Source organism: Streptomyces sp. NRRL S-920, assembly GCF_000717945.1.
Classification (GTDB): Bacteria; Actinomycetota; Actinomycetes; order Streptomycetales; family Streptomycetaceae; genus Streptomyces; species Streptomyces alboniger.
Genome location: NZ_JODF01000075.1, coordinates 16,828 through 29,839, shown reverse-complemented (window position 1 = coordinate 29,839; position 13,012 = coordinate 16,828). Strand labels below are relative to the sequence as shown.

At 71.2% G+C, this 13,012-nt stretch carries 10 protein-coding genes; 2 read left to right on the top strand and 8 right to left on the bottom strand.

Translation table 11 applies throughout. The annotated features are described in order from the left end of the window. Positions 1-329: 329 nt before the first annotated feature. Positions 330-1,337 (bottom strand): stage II sporulation protein M, encoded by a 1,008-nt coding sequence (locus IG54_RS0133025; protein ID WP_030793293.1) that lies wholly within the window; start codon positions 1,335-1,337, stop codon positions 330-332. An 88-nt stretch (positions 1,338-1,425) separates the two neighbouring features. Between IG54_RS0133025 and IG54_RS0133020 the strand changes: the two genes are divergently transcribed. Then, positions 1,426-2,352 (top strand): RDD family protein, encoded by a 927-nt coding sequence (locus tag IG54_RS0133020; protein WP_030793290.1) that lies wholly within the window; start codon positions 1,426-1,428, stop codon positions 2,350-2,352. A gap of 13 nt (positions 2,353-2,365) precedes the next feature. On the opposite strand, the gene IG54_RS0133015 is transcribed toward IG54_RS0133020, so the two are convergent. Together IG54_RS0133015 and ahcY are read right to left on the bottom strand one after the other, a co-directional pair. Continuing rightward, the gene (locus IG54_RS0133015; RefSeq protein WP_030793287.1) at positions 2,366-2,980 is read right to left on the bottom strand and encodes a hypothetical protein; all 615 of its coding nucleotides are present in this window, start codon (positions 2,978-2,980) and stop codon (positions 2,366-2,368) included. Between the two features lie 155 nt (positions 2,981-3,135). Then, complete coding sequence (ahcY, locus tag IG54_RS0133010; RefSeq protein WP_030793284.1) at positions 3,136-4,593, bottom strand: adenosylhomocysteinase; 1,458 nt, start codon at positions 4,591-4,593, stop codon at positions 3,136-3,138. A gap of 463 nt (positions 4,594-5,056) precedes the next feature. On the opposite strand from ahcY, the gene IG54_RS43260 reads away from it, so the two are divergent. After that, positions 5,057-7,579, top strand: a complete 2,523-nt coding sequence (locus IG54_RS43260; RefSeq protein WP_030793281.1) for a PTS fructose transporter subunit IIABC — start codon at positions 5,057-5,059, stop codon at positions 7,577-7,579. Positions 7,580-7,673: 94 nt separating this feature from the next. On the opposite strand, the gene IG54_RS0133000 is transcribed toward IG54_RS43260, so the two are convergent. The 5 genes from IG54_RS0133000 to IG54_RS0132980 all read right to left on the bottom strand — a co-directional run bounded on the left by IG54_RS0133000 (position 7,674) and on the right by IG54_RS0132980 (position 13,011). After that, the gene (locus IG54_RS0133000; protein WP_030793278.1) at positions 7,674-8,633 is read right to left on the bottom strand and encodes a cation diffusion facilitator family transporter; all 960 of its coding nucleotides are present in this window, start codon (positions 8,631-8,633) and stop codon (positions 7,674-7,676) included. Positions 8,634-8,744: 111 nt separating this feature from the next. Beyond that, entirely contained in the window at positions 8,745-9,896 is a 1,152-nt protein-coding gene (gene manA, locus IG54_RS0132995) for a mannose-6-phosphate isomerase, class I (protein ID WP_030793274.1), read from the bottom strand. 76 nt (positions 9,897-9,972) lie between these two features. Continuing rightward, positions 9,973-11,181: an SIS domain-containing protein gene (locus tag IG54_RS0132990; protein WP_030793271.1), complete on the bottom strand. Its 1,209-nt coding sequence runs from the start codon at positions 11,179-11,181 to the stop codon at positions 9,973-9,975. Between the two features lie 104 nt (positions 11,182-11,285). After that, entirely contained in the window at positions 11,286-11,462 is a 177-nt protein-coding gene (locus IG54_RS40850) for a Trm112 family protein (RefSeq protein WP_078594789.1), read from the bottom strand. Positions 11,463-11,646: 184 nt separating this feature from the next. Further along, positions 11,647-13,011 (bottom strand): phosphomannomutase/phosphoglucomutase, encoded by a 1,365-nt coding sequence (locus IG54_RS0132980; protein WP_030793268.1) that lies wholly within the window; start codon positions 13,009-13,011, stop codon positions 11,647-11,649. Position 13,012 lies beyond the last annotated feature (1 nt).

The window sequence follows — 13,012 nt, the reverse complement described above, 5'->3', positions numbered from 1 at the left end:
CGGTATTTCGTGTTTCCAACCCTACCAGATCCGTTTTCCGTTCCGTTTCCGGTTCGGATTTCATTTCCGGTGGCCGTTGGAGGGCCTTTGCCTTTCGGCTGATCCGACTTTATCAGAAGTTTTCGGCCGGACTTACCGGCTTCAGTTCCGATTAATCGGGGGGCTGCTTCTCAATTTGATGTGATTCGAGAAGCAAGCAGACTTTAACCGCCGCCGCTGGACTTGTCCAGTTCTAGGCAACTGTTCGAATCTACCTCCCCGGTCCTTCCGTGTCAACGGTTTTTCCGGGGCGAAGAGGAGACTAGCAGCTCTGGAGGGCCCTACGCACATCACGCTGCGGTGGGGGCGGAGGCGCTGCGGTCGGTCCGGTCCAGGTCGCCCGTTTCACCCGCACGGGCCGCCCTGCCGCCCAGGACGTACACGTACGCGAGGAACGCCAGCTCGGCGGCGATTCCGATGGCGATGCGGGCCCAGGTCGGCAGGCCCGACGGGGTCACGAAGCCTTCGATGGCACCCGACACGAACAGGACCAGGGCCAGGCCTATCGCCATGCCGAGGGCCGCGCGGCCTTCCTCCGCCAGGGCCGTGCGGCGGGTGCGTGGGCCCGGGTCGATGACGGTCCAGCCGAGGCGCAGGCCTGTGCCGGCGGCTACGAAGACCGCGGTCAGTTCCAGGAGGCCGTGCGGGAGGACCAGGCCGAGGAAGGTGTCGAGACGGCCCACCGAGGACATCAGGCCGATGCCCACCCCGAGGTTGAGCATGTTCTGGAAGAGGATCCAGATGACCGGGAAGCAGAGAAAGGCTCCCAGGACGAGGCACATCGCGGCGGCCTGGGCGTTGTTCGTCCACACCTGGGCCGCGAAGGACGCCGCCGGGTGGCTGGAGTAGTAGGACTCGTACTGACCGCCCGGCCGAGTCAGCTCGCGCAGTTCGCCGGGGGCGGCGATCGAGGACTGCACTTCGGGGCGGGTGGCGATCCACCAGCCGATGACTGCCGCGAGGGCCGTGGAGAGCAGTGCCGTGGGAACCCACCAGTGGCGGGAGCGGTAGACCGCTGCCGGGAAGCCGTGGGTGAGGAAACGCGTCACGTCTCTCCAGGAGGCGCGGCGTGTGCCTGTCACAGCACTACGCGCGCGTGCCACGAGGTGCGTCAGGCGCCCGGTGAGCTGTGGGTCCGGTGCGCTGGACTGGATCAGGGAGAGGTGGGTGGCGGTGCGTTGGTAGAGGGTGACGAGTTCGTCCGCCTCTGCTCCGGTGAGGCGGCGTTGGCGGCGCAGCAGGGCTTCCAGTCGGTCCCACTCGGCTCGGTGGGCGGACACGAAGACGTCGAGGTCCATCGGGCGGCTGCTCCTCGTACTGCGGCGCGTGGCTGCTCAGCTTGGCAGACTGGCGAGTCCTACGGCAGGGCAGGGAAGGGCGGCGGGCGTGAGTGAGCTGGTGACGGGTGAGGCGGTGGCGCTGGAGTTGCGTCCCGCGAAGCTGCCGAGCCGGGCGCTGGCCCTGCTGATCGACATGGCCGTGGCGTGGGCGGTCTATATCGCGGCGACGGTCGGGATCGTCGCTTCGACCTCGTCGTTGGACGACGCCGCGGCCGCGGCGGTCGCGGTCGCCGGCTTCGTACTCATTCTGGTCGGTGGTCCCATCGCGGTGGAGACGCTCAGTCGTGGCCGGTCGTTGGGGAAGCTGGCGTGTGGGCTGCGGGTGGTGCGGGACGACGGGGGGCCTATCCGCTTCCGGCACGCGCTGGTGCGGGGGGCCGTCGGGGTCGTCGAGATTCTGATGACGTTCGGGGTGGTGGCGTGCGTCGCGTCGCTGGTGTCGGCGCGTGGGCGGCGGCTCGGGGATGTGTTCGCGGGCACGTTGGTCGTACGCGAGCGGGTGCCCGCGGGGCGGACGGCGTTCGTGCCTCCGCCGCCGCCCTGGCTGGTGGGGCGGTTCTCCGAGCTGGATCTGTCCGGTGTCCCTGAGGGGCTGTGGCTGGCGATTCGCCAGTACCTGACGCGGATGAGGCAGTTGGATCCGCAAGTGGGCTGGGCGATGGCGGAGCGGCTGGCCGGTGATCTGGCGGAGCGGACGGGGGCTCCTGCGCCGCAGGGTGTTCCGGCCGCCGCGTATCTGGCCGCTGTCGTACATGAGCGGCAGGCGCGGGATGTGCGGAGGGCATTCGGCGGGGAGGCGGGCTCTGCCGTGTCTGGGGCGGGGTCTGGTGATCCCGCCGCGAGTGCCGGTGCCGGTCTCAGTGCCGGTGCCAGTACCAGTGTCGGTGCCGCGCCGCCGCCCGTGCCGCCGCCGGGCTGGCGCGGAGGTGATGAGGCCGCGCCTCCTGGCACGGGGTTCGTGCCGCCTGCCTGAGCGGGCACGGGCGTCAGGCGAAGGCCGACGGTGGGGTTTCGAGGTGCTCCAGCTCTATGCCGGGGGCCGCGAGGACGACGTCGCCGGTGATGTGGACCGCGTGCTGTTCGCCGGTGTCCAGGGCCGTGACCTGGTATTCGTCCACGGTCAGAGGGCCGTTGTCAGTGGCGTGTGCTTCTCTTTTCAGCAGGGCCCAGGACTGGTCGAGAGTGCGGGGGGCGAGGACCGGGTCCGTGAAGGCGACCAGGCGGATTCGGGTCGCGGGGGCGGCGGGGGTCAGGCGCAGCAGCCGGGCCGTCGCGATGAGGAAGGCGGGGGATGTGCCGGTGAAAGCGTGGGCGGGCGCGTTGTCTTCGGTGGCATGGGCGCCGGTGGGGTCGGTGCGGACCCAGGTGACGCCGTTGAGAGCGGCGGCGCGGACCTGCCAGTCCCCCGCGTGCAGTTCGAGGCGGATGGGGCGGCCGTGGTCGTCGAGCGCGAGGTCGACGGAGCCTGCGGGGGTCCCGGAGGGGGAGGTGCGTTGGGAGACGTAGCGCCAGCCGGAGGGGCCGGGTGCGCAGTGGAAGTGTTCTTCGCCGAGGGGGGTGCGATCGTGCGGATCATGGAGCGAATATCGGCCGCGGGGCATGGGCTTGGGTCCTCGGGTCAGTACCTGCGGTGAGGTCAGTACCTGCGGTGAGCGGTGGGGCTGTCCGGGCCGGTCGGTGCGGTCCCAAAGGGGCAGGCCCCCGCCGCGGGGGCGAGGGCCTGCTGAAGTGGGGCTGACCGGTGGCCGGCCGGCTGTCAGTAGCGGTAGTGGTCGGGCTTGAACGGGCCCTCTACCTCGACACCGATGTACGCGGCCTGCTCGGGGCGGAGCGTCGTGAGCTTCACGCCGAGCGCGTCGAGGTGGAGACGGGCGACCTTCTCGTCCAGGTGCTTGGGGAGCACGTAGACGTCGGTCGGGTACTCGTCCGGCTTGGTGAACAGCTCGATCTGGGCCAGGGTCTGGTCCGCGAACGAGTTGGACATCACGAAGGACGGGTGGCCGGTGGCATTGCCCAGGTTGAGCAGGCGGCCCTCGGACAGCACGATCAGGACCTTGCCGTCGGGGAACGTCCAGGTGTGGACCTGCGGCTTGACCTCGTCCTTGACGATGCCGGGGATCGCGGCCAGACCGGCCATGTCGATCTCGTTGTCGAAGTGGCCGATGTTGCCCACGATCGCCTGGTGCTTCATCTTGGCCATGTCCGAGGCCATGATGATGTCCTTGTTGCCCGTGGTCGTGATGAAGATGTCGGCCTTGTCGATGACCTCGTCGAGCGTCGTGACCTGGTAGCCGTCCATGGCCGCCTGGAGCGCGCAGATCGGGTCGATCTCGGTGACGATGACGCGGGCGCCCTGGCCGCGCAGGGACTCCGCGCAGCCCTTGCCCACGTCGCCGTAGCCGCAGACGACGGCGGTCTTGCCGCCGATGAGGACGTCGGTGGCGCGGTTGATGCCGTCGATCAGGGAGTGGCGGCAGCCGTACTTGTTGTCGAACTTCGACTTGGTCACGGCGTCGTTCACGTTGATCGCCGGGAAGAGCAGCGTGCCGTCACGGTGCATCTCGTACAGGCGGTGGACGCCGGTCGTGGTCTCCTCGGTCACGCCGCGGATCTCCGAGGCGAGCTGGGTCCACTTCTGCGAGTCCTCGGTGATGGTGCGGTTGAGGAGCTCGAGGATGACGCGGTGCTCGTCGTTCTCGGCGGTGTCGACGGCCGGGACCTTGCCGTCCTTCTCGTACTCGACGCCCTTGTGCACCAGGAGCGTGGCGTCGCCGCCGTCGTCCAGGATCATGTTCGGGCCGCCGGTGGGGGTGTTCGGCCAGGTCAGCGCCTGCTCCGTGCACCACCAGTACTCCTCCAGGGTCTCGCCCTTCCAGGCGAAGACCGGGACGCCCTGGGGGTTGTCCGGGGTGCCGTTCGGACCGACGGCGATGGCCGCGGCGGCGTGGTCCTGGGTGGAGAAGATGTTGCAGGAGGCCCAGCGGACCTCGGCGCCGAGGGCGACCAGGGTCTCGATGAGCACGGCGGTCTGCACGGTCATGTGCAGGGAGCCGGTGACGCGGGCGCCGGCGAGCGGCTGGGCCGCGGCGTACTCCTTGCGGATCGCCATCAGGCCGGGCATCTCGTGCTCGGCGAGGGTGATCTCCTTGCGGCCGAAGGCGGCGAGGGAGAGGTCGGCGACCTTGAAGTCCTGGCCGTTGGTGGCAGTCGTCATGAGTGAGCTGCTCCTCGTGGGGTTGGTCGAGGGTGGGCATGGCTGACCTGCGGCGTCGGGTACATAGGGTGCACCGGCGCGCGCAGCGCAGTCCGTCGGAGGCCCTCTCTCCCTCGGCCGGTCCGCGCCTGTGTCCGCGCGCGGGCCGCCCGACCGCCATCAGCAGCGACGTCTGGCTCAGTCATCCAAGCTACACCGGTCGGCCCAGCGAACCCCAGCCCGCCTCCGGCCACCGGAAGGCCACGGGGAGGCGAGGGGGAGCCCATGGGGAGGCCACGGGGAGCCCGTGGGGAGGCGATAGAGGGTCGGGCGGACAGGGCATCAGACCCGGGCGACAGGGGACCTTTCCTCTCTCTGATCCTGTGCCGACCGCTCTTTTGATCCTGTGCCGACCTGATGCAGGATGCCCTGGGATCGGGAACATTTGCGCGATCTCGATTGGCAAAGGCGTGAGGAGATCCAGGTGACCAGTCCGGCCGGCCCGCCCATGGGCGGCGACAGCAGTGGGCGGAAGAGGGTGAAGCTGCTCGCGGTGACCGCGTGCCCGACCGGCATCGCCCACACGTACATGGCGGCGGAGAAGCTCGCGCAGGCGGCGGAGCGTCTCGGGGTCGACATGAAGGTGGAGACGCAAGGTTCCATCGGGGCTGAGAACGTCCTCACTGACAACGATGTCAAGGACGCCGACGGCATCATCATCGCGGCGGACAAGGACGTGGACCGCAGCCGTTTCGCGGGCAAGCGCGTGCTGTCCGTCGGGGTGTCCGAGGGCATCAGCCGTCCGGAGCAGCTGATCGAGCGGGTGCGGAGCGCGCCGGTGCACGGCGGTGGCGGGGGTGGTGGCTCCGCTGAGGCCCTTGCCCGGGGCGGTGGGGGCGGTGGGGGCGGCCGGGAGCGGAGCGTCGCGTACAAGGCGCTGATGAACGGTGTCTCGTACATGATTCCGTTCGTGGTGGTCGGCGGGCTACTGATCGCGATCTCGTTGGCGCTCGGCGGTGATGCCACGTCGAAGGGCTATGTCATCCCGGAGGGGACCTTCTGGGCGCACGTCAACGCCATCGGGGTCATCGGCTTCACGCTGATGGTGCCGATCCTGTCCGGGTACATCGCGTACGCCATCGGGGACCGGCCCGCGCTGGTGCCGGGCATGATCGGCGGGTGGATCGCCAACACCGGTGAGCTGTACGACTCCAAGGCGGGTGCGGGCTTTATCGGGGCCATCGTGACCGGGTTCCTGGCCGGTTATCTGGTGGTGTGGATCAAGAAGGTCGAGGTTCCGAAGTTCGTCCGGCCGATCATGCCGATCATCGTGATCCCGATCGTCGCGACCACGGCGCTGGGGCTGTTCTTCATCTACGTCATCGGGAAGCCGATCTCGTGGGTCTTCGAGCATCTGACCGACTGGCTCAGCGGTATGACCGGGACCAGCGCGATTCTGCTCGGTGCGATTCTCGGGCTCATGATCGCGTTCGACATGGGCGGGCCGGTCAACAAGACCGCGTTCCTCTTCGGTGCGGGGCTCATCGCGACCGGCAACCAGACCGTGATGGGCATGTGCGCGGCGGCCATCCCCGTGATGCCGCTCGGCCAGGGGCTCGCCACGCTGATCCGGCGCAGGCTCTACTCGGAGCAGGAGCGCGAGACGGGCATGGCCTCGCTGTTCATGGGGTTGTTCGGGATCTCTGAGGGGGCGATTCCGTTCGCTGCCGCGCGGCCCGCGCAGGTCATCCCGGCCAATATGCTCGGCGGCGCCGTCGCCGGTGCCGTCGCCGGTATGGCGGGCGTCAAGGACGCGGTGCCGCACGGCGGGCCGATCGTGGCGGTGCTGGGTGCGATCGGTGGCGTGCCGATGTTCTTCGTGGCGGTCGCCATCGGCACGGTGGTCACCGCGTTGGCCACGGTTACGCTCATCGATCTCGGTGAGCGGAGGGGGCGGGGGGCCTCACCCGTCGGCGACCGGACCGAGGGGCCCGGGCCGGTGCTCGCGGGGGCAGGGGTGGCCTCGGGTGGCGCGATGGTCGTGGCTGGGGCGCCGCGGAAGGAGGCGTCGGCTCAGGCTCACGCCCAGACTTCGGTTGCGGCTCTGCCTCAGGCCCCGACTTCGGCTTCGGCTCCGGGCTCGGCTGCGACTCCGGCTTCGGGCTCGGGCTCGGGCTCGGCTTCGGCTCCGGGCTCGGCTTCAGGCCCGGGTCCGGGCTCGGCTCCGGGCTCGGGCTCGGCTTCAGGCCCGGGTCCGGGCTCGGCTTCAAGCTCGGCTTCGGGCTCGGCCTCGGCTCCGGGCTCGGGCTCGGCCTCGGCTCCGGGCTCGGGCTCGGCTTCAAGCTCGGCTCCGGGCTCGGCTTCGGCTCCGGGCTCGGCTTCAAGCTCGGCTCCGGGCTCGGCTTCGGCTCCGGGCTCGGCTTCAGGCTCGGCCTCGGCTCCGGGCTCGGCTTCAGACTCGGGCCCGGGCTCGGCTCCGGCTCCGGGCCCGGCTTCAGACTCGGGTTCAGGCTCGGGCTCGGCTTCGGCTTCGGCTCCGGGCGGCGCTTCCGACGTTCTCTCCGGATATCTCAGCGAGCGGACCGTGAAGGTCCAGTTGGCCGCCCGCGACAAGGGCGCGGCGATCCAGGAGATGGCCGCGCTCCTCGCCACCACGGGCCGGGTCAACGACGTGGAGGAGCTGGTGCGGACCGCGCTGCGGCGCGAGGAGCAGGGCACGACCGGGCTCGGCGAGGAGATCGCCATCCCGCACGCGAAGACCGATGCCGTGGACGCGCCGGTCGTGGGGTTCGCCCGGTCCGCGGAGGGCGTCGAGTGGGGGTCGCTCGACGGGACGAAGGCCAAGCTGATCTTCATGATCGCCGTGCCGGAGGCGGCCGCCGGGGACGAGCACCTGCGGATCCTCGCGCTGCTTTCGCGGAAGCTGATGGACACGGACTTCCGGGAGCGGCTGATGGCGGCGCCGGATGACGCCGCGGTCCTCGACGTGCTGCGCGAGGTGCGGTAGCCGGCGATCCGCTTTCCGTACGTACGTCGATGGGGCCCCGCACCTTGCTGGTGCGGGGCCCCATCGACGTACGTACGCGGCTACGGGAGCGAGGTCAGTGGCCGCCGGGCGACTTGCCCGGGTTGGTGCCCTCGGCTGCCGCCGCCTCGCTGAAGATGTCCGGTTCGAGGTAGATCACGCGGGCGATCGGGACGGCGGCGCGGATGCGGTCCTCGGCGGCGTTGATCGCGGCGGCGACCTCGGTGGCCGTGTCGTCGTGCTGGACGGCGACCTTGGCGGCGACGAGGAGTTCCTCGGGGCCGAGGTGGAGCGTGCGCATGTGGATGACCTTGGTGACGGTGTCGCCGTCGACCAGGGCCTGCTCGATCTTCTTGACCTCTTCGGTGCCCGCGGCCTCGCCCAGCAGGAGGGACTTGGTCTCCGCGGCGAGGATGATCGCGATCGCGATGAGCAGGACGCCGATGCAGAGTGTGCCGATGCCGTCCCAGACGCCGTCACCGGTGGCGAGGGCGATGCCGACGCCGCCGAGGGCGAGGACCAGGCCGACCAGCGCGCCGAGGTCCTCCAGGAGGACGACCGGCAGCTCGGGGGCCTTAGCGCGGCGGACGAACTGCGTCCAGGAGAGGCTGCCGCGCAGCTGGTTGGACTCCTTGATGGCGGTGCGGAAGGAGAAGGTCTCCGCGATGATCGCGAACACCAGGACCCCGACGGGCCAGTACCAGTGCTCGATCTCGTGCGGGTTCTTGATCTTCTCGTAGCCCTCGTAGATCGCGAACATGCCACCGACCGAGAAGAGGACGATCGAGACGAGGAAGGCGTAGATGTAGCGCTCGCGGCCGTAGCCGAAGGGGTGTTGCGGGGTCGCCTCGCGCTGGGCCTTCTTGCCTCCGACGAGCAGCAGCCCTTGGTTGCCGGAGTCGGCCAGCGAGTGGACGCTCTCGGCGAGCATCGATGAGGAGCCGCTGAAGATGAACGCGACGAACTTCGCCACCGCGATCGCGAGGTTCGCGGCGAGTGCCGCGACAATCGCCTTTGTTCCGCCTGACGCGCTCATAAGTGCCCGGGGTCCCTTCGCCTTCGAATGTGCTCGGCCATCGCCGGCGGGCTGTGCTTTGCCCGCCCTTTGCGGTGGGTCATTGTTGCAGCACGGGAGGGTGCCGCCGCGTCAGGCCACCACGGTGGCCCGGAAAACCGTGCCCACTCCGGACACTTCGGCCCTTTCTCCCGCGGGGACGAATACGGACTGGCCGGGCGTCAGGGGCAGTTCGCCCGCACGGACCGAGCCCGCGGTGCAGAGCAGGATCTGCGGGGTGGTGGCGGTGAGGTCGTGCGGGGCCGCGCCCTCGGGCAGTACGAAGCGGGAGAGGCGGAACTCGTCGATCGGGGTGTCGTAGACCTCTTCGCCCGTGGGGGCCGCCTCGGGGCGCAGGACGCCGGGGTCGGTCGCCTCGAAGCGGACCACGCGCAGGAGTTCGGGTACGTCGACGTGTTTGGGGGTCAGGCCGCAGCGCAGGACGTTGTCGGAGTTGGCCATGATCTCGACGCCGAGGCCGTCGAGGTAGGCGTGGGGAACGCCCGCGCCGAGGAACAGGGCCTCACCGGGCTGGAGCCGTACGTGGTTGAGGAGCATCGCCGCGATGACGCCCGGGTCGCCGGGGTAGTGGTGGGCGATGCCCGCGTACGGGGCGTAGTCGCCGCCGAGGCGCTGGGCGGCGGCCGTGACCTCGGTGACCGTCTCGGCCATCTGTTCGGGGTCGGCGCTCAAGACGGCCGTCAGGACCTCGCGCAGGGCGGCGTCCTCGGGGTGGGCGCGCAGCAGGTCGACGTACGGCTTGAGGGAGTCGACACCGAGGCCCTCCAGGAGGTCGGCGGTCTCGCCGGGGGCGCGGAAACCGCACAGGCCGTCGAACGGCGTGAGGGCGCAGATCAGTTCGGGCTTGTGGTTGGCGTCCTTGTAGTTGCGGTTCGGGGCGTCGACGGGGACGCCCCGGCGCTCCTCCTCCGCGTACCCCTCCTTGGCCTGCGCGAGGTCGGGGTGCACCTGGAGGGAGAGCGGGGCACCCGCGGCGAGGATCTTGAGGAGGAAGGGCAGGCGCGGGCCGAACCTGGCGACCGCCGCCGGGCCCAGCTCGCGCTCCGGGTCCGCCTCGATGACCTCGTTCAGTGCGCCGCGGTCGGTGCGCGAGGGCGCGCCTGGGTGGGCGCCCATCCACATCTCGGCCTGCGGATCGCCGCTCGGCTCGACGCCCAGGAGTTCCGCGATGGCGGTGGTGGAGCCCCAGGCGTAGGGGCGGACGGTGTTGGTGAGGCGGTCCACGGAGGGGCTCTCCCTTACTGCGTACGCGAATGCTGAACTGCCGCCGGTTCGGCCGACGGGGCTGTGACCTGCGGGGTCATGATCGGTCCCCCGAGGCGAGCGCCAGGTAAACGGCGGCGAAATCCGTGACGGCGATCAGCTCCGCGAGCGCTTCCAGTTCGTCCTCCGCCTCCGGTTCCAGCTCGCTCAGCGCGACGTCGTGGCCGTGCGCCAGTTCGCGGGCGGCGGGCGCCGCGGTGAGCCCCCCGGCGTCGACCGGGCGGTCGCGGAGCAGCACGACGCGCGCGCGGAGGGCGGCCGGGTCGTCGACGCGGTCGCGGAAGAAGTCGTCGGTGTCGTCGGTGTCCACGCCGCCCGCGGGGTTGCCCGCGAGGAGCGCGCCGTGGGCGGGCAGGGCCTCGGGAAGCTCGGCGGCCAGGGCGGCGTGCCCGGCCAGCTCGGCGAGGGTGGCGGCGAAGCGGCGGCCCGCGACGCCCGCGGCACGGCCCTCGGTCCAGATGAGCGGGAACGCGTCGGCCAGCTCGGCGGCGAGCGTCTTGGCGGGGTTGCTGTAGGTGGCGATGGCCGGTCCGCAGCGTTCCGCCACGCGGTCGAGGCGGTCGGCGAGCTTCTGGAGGGCGTCGACCGGGGCGGCGATCAGGCCGGTGCGGTCCAGGAGCACGAGGAGCGGGACCAGGAGGGCCCACAGGGTGCCGGGGGCGCCGGGCGCGGCCTCGTCCTCCACGCGGCGTGCCTCGTACGAGCCGGAGTCGCGGTCGGCTTCGTCGTGCGCGCCTTCGTACGCGCCGTAGGGCGAGGTGGCCAGGGGGACGGTGAGGCCGTGGCTGCCCTCCACGCCCTCGGCCAGGGGGGTGCGCGCGGGGGCGACGGCGACGACCGTGCAGCCGCGGCGGTACGCCTGTTCGGCGAGGAGCGTCAGGCCCGGTTCCGAGCCGTCCGGGGTGGCGATGAGCAGCAGGTCGACGGGGCCGGCCCAGCCGGGGAGCGCCCAGCGCAGGGCGCCCGCGGCGGGGGCGACGCCGGTCGGCGCCAGCCGGACGACGGGGCAGCCGGCTCCCGCGAGCCCGTCGAGGAGGTCCGCCACGCAGACGGCGGCGGTGCCGGGGCCCGCGACCAGGATGGCGCGGGGGCGGCCGTCGGGCTTGAGGTCCGTCAGCCCGGCCTCCGTGGCGTGCCGGACCGCGGTGCGGACGCGGGCGCCCGCTTCGGCCGCGCCGCGCAGCAGGCCGCGTCGGTCGGCGCGGGCCAGCGCCTCGGGGGCGTCGAGCAGCGACTCGTCGAGCATGGGGGTGAGGCCTCCGATTCGCCGTGCGCGGCTTGGCGCGCGCTGCTGGGTCGTGCCGGGGCGGGTGTCCCTGCGGGGTGCCCCTGCGCGGGGGTGCTCCGCCGTTACGCGGGGCGGCGGGCCTCGTCGACCAGGAGTACGGGGATGCCGTCGCGGACCGGGTAGGCCAGGCCGCACTTCTTGGCGTCCGCCGTGCAGATCAGCTCGGTGTCCGTCTCCTTGAGGGGGGCGTGGCAGGCCGGGCAGGCGAGGATCTCCAGAAGGCCGGCTTCGAGCGCCATGGGGTGGGTCCCTTCGAGCTGATGTGGTGAGGTTTTCCGAGCCAATGGGGTGCGGCTCGCGGTGCCGCGGTGGCGGTGTCCGGTGCTGCCCCATCGCGGGCCGCGGCCTGGTCAGCCTACCTCCGCGCGGGGCGGGGCGCGGGGGGTGCGGGAAGGCCTGCGCCCGCACCCCGGGCGGGTGGTGTCAGCCGCGGATGATGGCCAGGGCCTCGTCGCGGACCTTGGTCATCGTGGCCTCGTCCCGCGCCTCGACGTTCAGCCGCAGCAGGGGTTCGGTGTTGGAGGCGCGGACGTTGAACCACCAGTCGGCGGCGGTCACCGTCAGGCCGTCCAGCTCGTCCAGGGTGACCCCGTCCTGTGCCGCGTACGCCGTCTTGATCGCGGCCAGCCGGGCGGTCTGGTCGTCGACCGTGGAGTTGATCTCTCCGGAGCCGGCGTAACGGTCGTACTGGGCGACGAGTCCGGACAGCGGCCCGTCCTGCTCGCCGAGGGCGGCCAGGACGTGGAGGGCGGCGAGCATGCCCGTGTCCGCGTTCCAGAAGTCCTTGAAGTAGTAGTGCGCGGAGTGCTCGCCGCCGAAGATCGCGCCGGTCCTCGCCATCTCCGCCTTGATGAAGGAGTGGCCCACGCGCGTGCGCACGGGCGTGCCGCCGTTCTCCTTGACGACCTCCGGGACCGACCAGGAGGTGATCAGGTTGTGGATGACCGTGCCGCTGCCGCCGTGCTTGGCCAGCTCGCGGGAGGCGACCAGGGCGGTGATGGCCGAGGGGGAGACCGGGTCGCCGTTCTCGTCGACCACGAAGCAGCGGTCCGCGTCGCCGTCGAAGGCGATGCCCAGGTCGGCGCCCTCGGCGCGCACGCGCTCCTGGAGGTCCACGATGTTCGCCGGGTCCAGGGGGTTCGCCTCGTGGTTGGGGAAGGTGCCGTCCAGCTCGAAGTACATCGGCACCAGTTCCAGGGGCAGGCCCTCGAAGACGGTGGGGACGGTGTGCCCGCCCATGCCGTTGCCCGCGTCCACCACGACCTTCAGGGGGCGGCTGGACGTCAGGTCGACCAGGCCGCGCAGGTGCGCGGCGTAGTCGGTGAGGGTGTCGCGCCGGGTCAGCGTGCCCGCGCTCGCCGCGTCCTCGGGGGCGCCGTCGGCCAGCCAGCCCTCCACCAGGGCGCGGATCTCCGCGAGGCCGGTGTCCTGGCCCACCGGGGCGGCGCCCGCGCGGCACATCTTGATGCCGTTGTACTGGGCGGGGTTGTGCGAGGCCGTGAACATCGCGCCCGGCAGGTCGAACGCGCCCGAGGCGTAGTACAGCTGGTCCGTCGAGCAGAGCCCGATCTCCGTCACGTCCACGCCGCGCGCGGCCGCCCCGCGCGCGAAGGCCCGCGACAGGCCCGGCGACGAGGGGCGCATGTCATGCCCCACCACGATCGCGTCCGCCGCCGTGACCTGGGCGAAAGCGGCCCCGAACAATTCCGCGAGCGATTCGTCCCACTGATCCGGGACCACCCCGCGAACGTCGTACGCCTTCACGATCTGGGACAGATCAGCAGTCACG

Bases quoted from the DNA above. Each gene is read 5' to 3' on its own strand.
- IG54_RS0133025 (WP_030793293.1), bottom strand. From the start codon at position 1,337: ATGGACCTCGACGTCTTCGTGTCCGCCCACCGAGCCGAGTGGGACCGA.
- IG54_RS0133015 (WP_030793287.1), bottom strand. From the start codon at position 2,980: ATGCCCCGCGGCCGATATTCGCTCCATGATCCGCACGATCGCACCCCC.
- ahcY (WP_030793284.1), bottom strand. From the start codon at position 4,593: ATGACGACTGCCACCAACGGCCAGGACTTCAAGGTCGCCGACCTCTCC.
- IG54_RS0133000 (WP_030793278.1), bottom strand. From the start codon at position 8,633: ATGAGCGCGTCAGGCGGAACAAAGGCGATTGTCGCGGCACTCGCCGCG.
- IG54_RS0132990 (WP_030793271.1), bottom strand. From the start codon at position 11,181: ATGCTCGACGAGTCGCTGCTCGACGCCCCCGAGGCGCTGGCCCGCGCC.
- IG54_RS40850 (WP_078594789.1), bottom strand. From the start codon at position 11,462: ATGGCGCTCGAAGCCGGCCTTCTGGAGATCCTCGCCTGCCCGGCCTGC.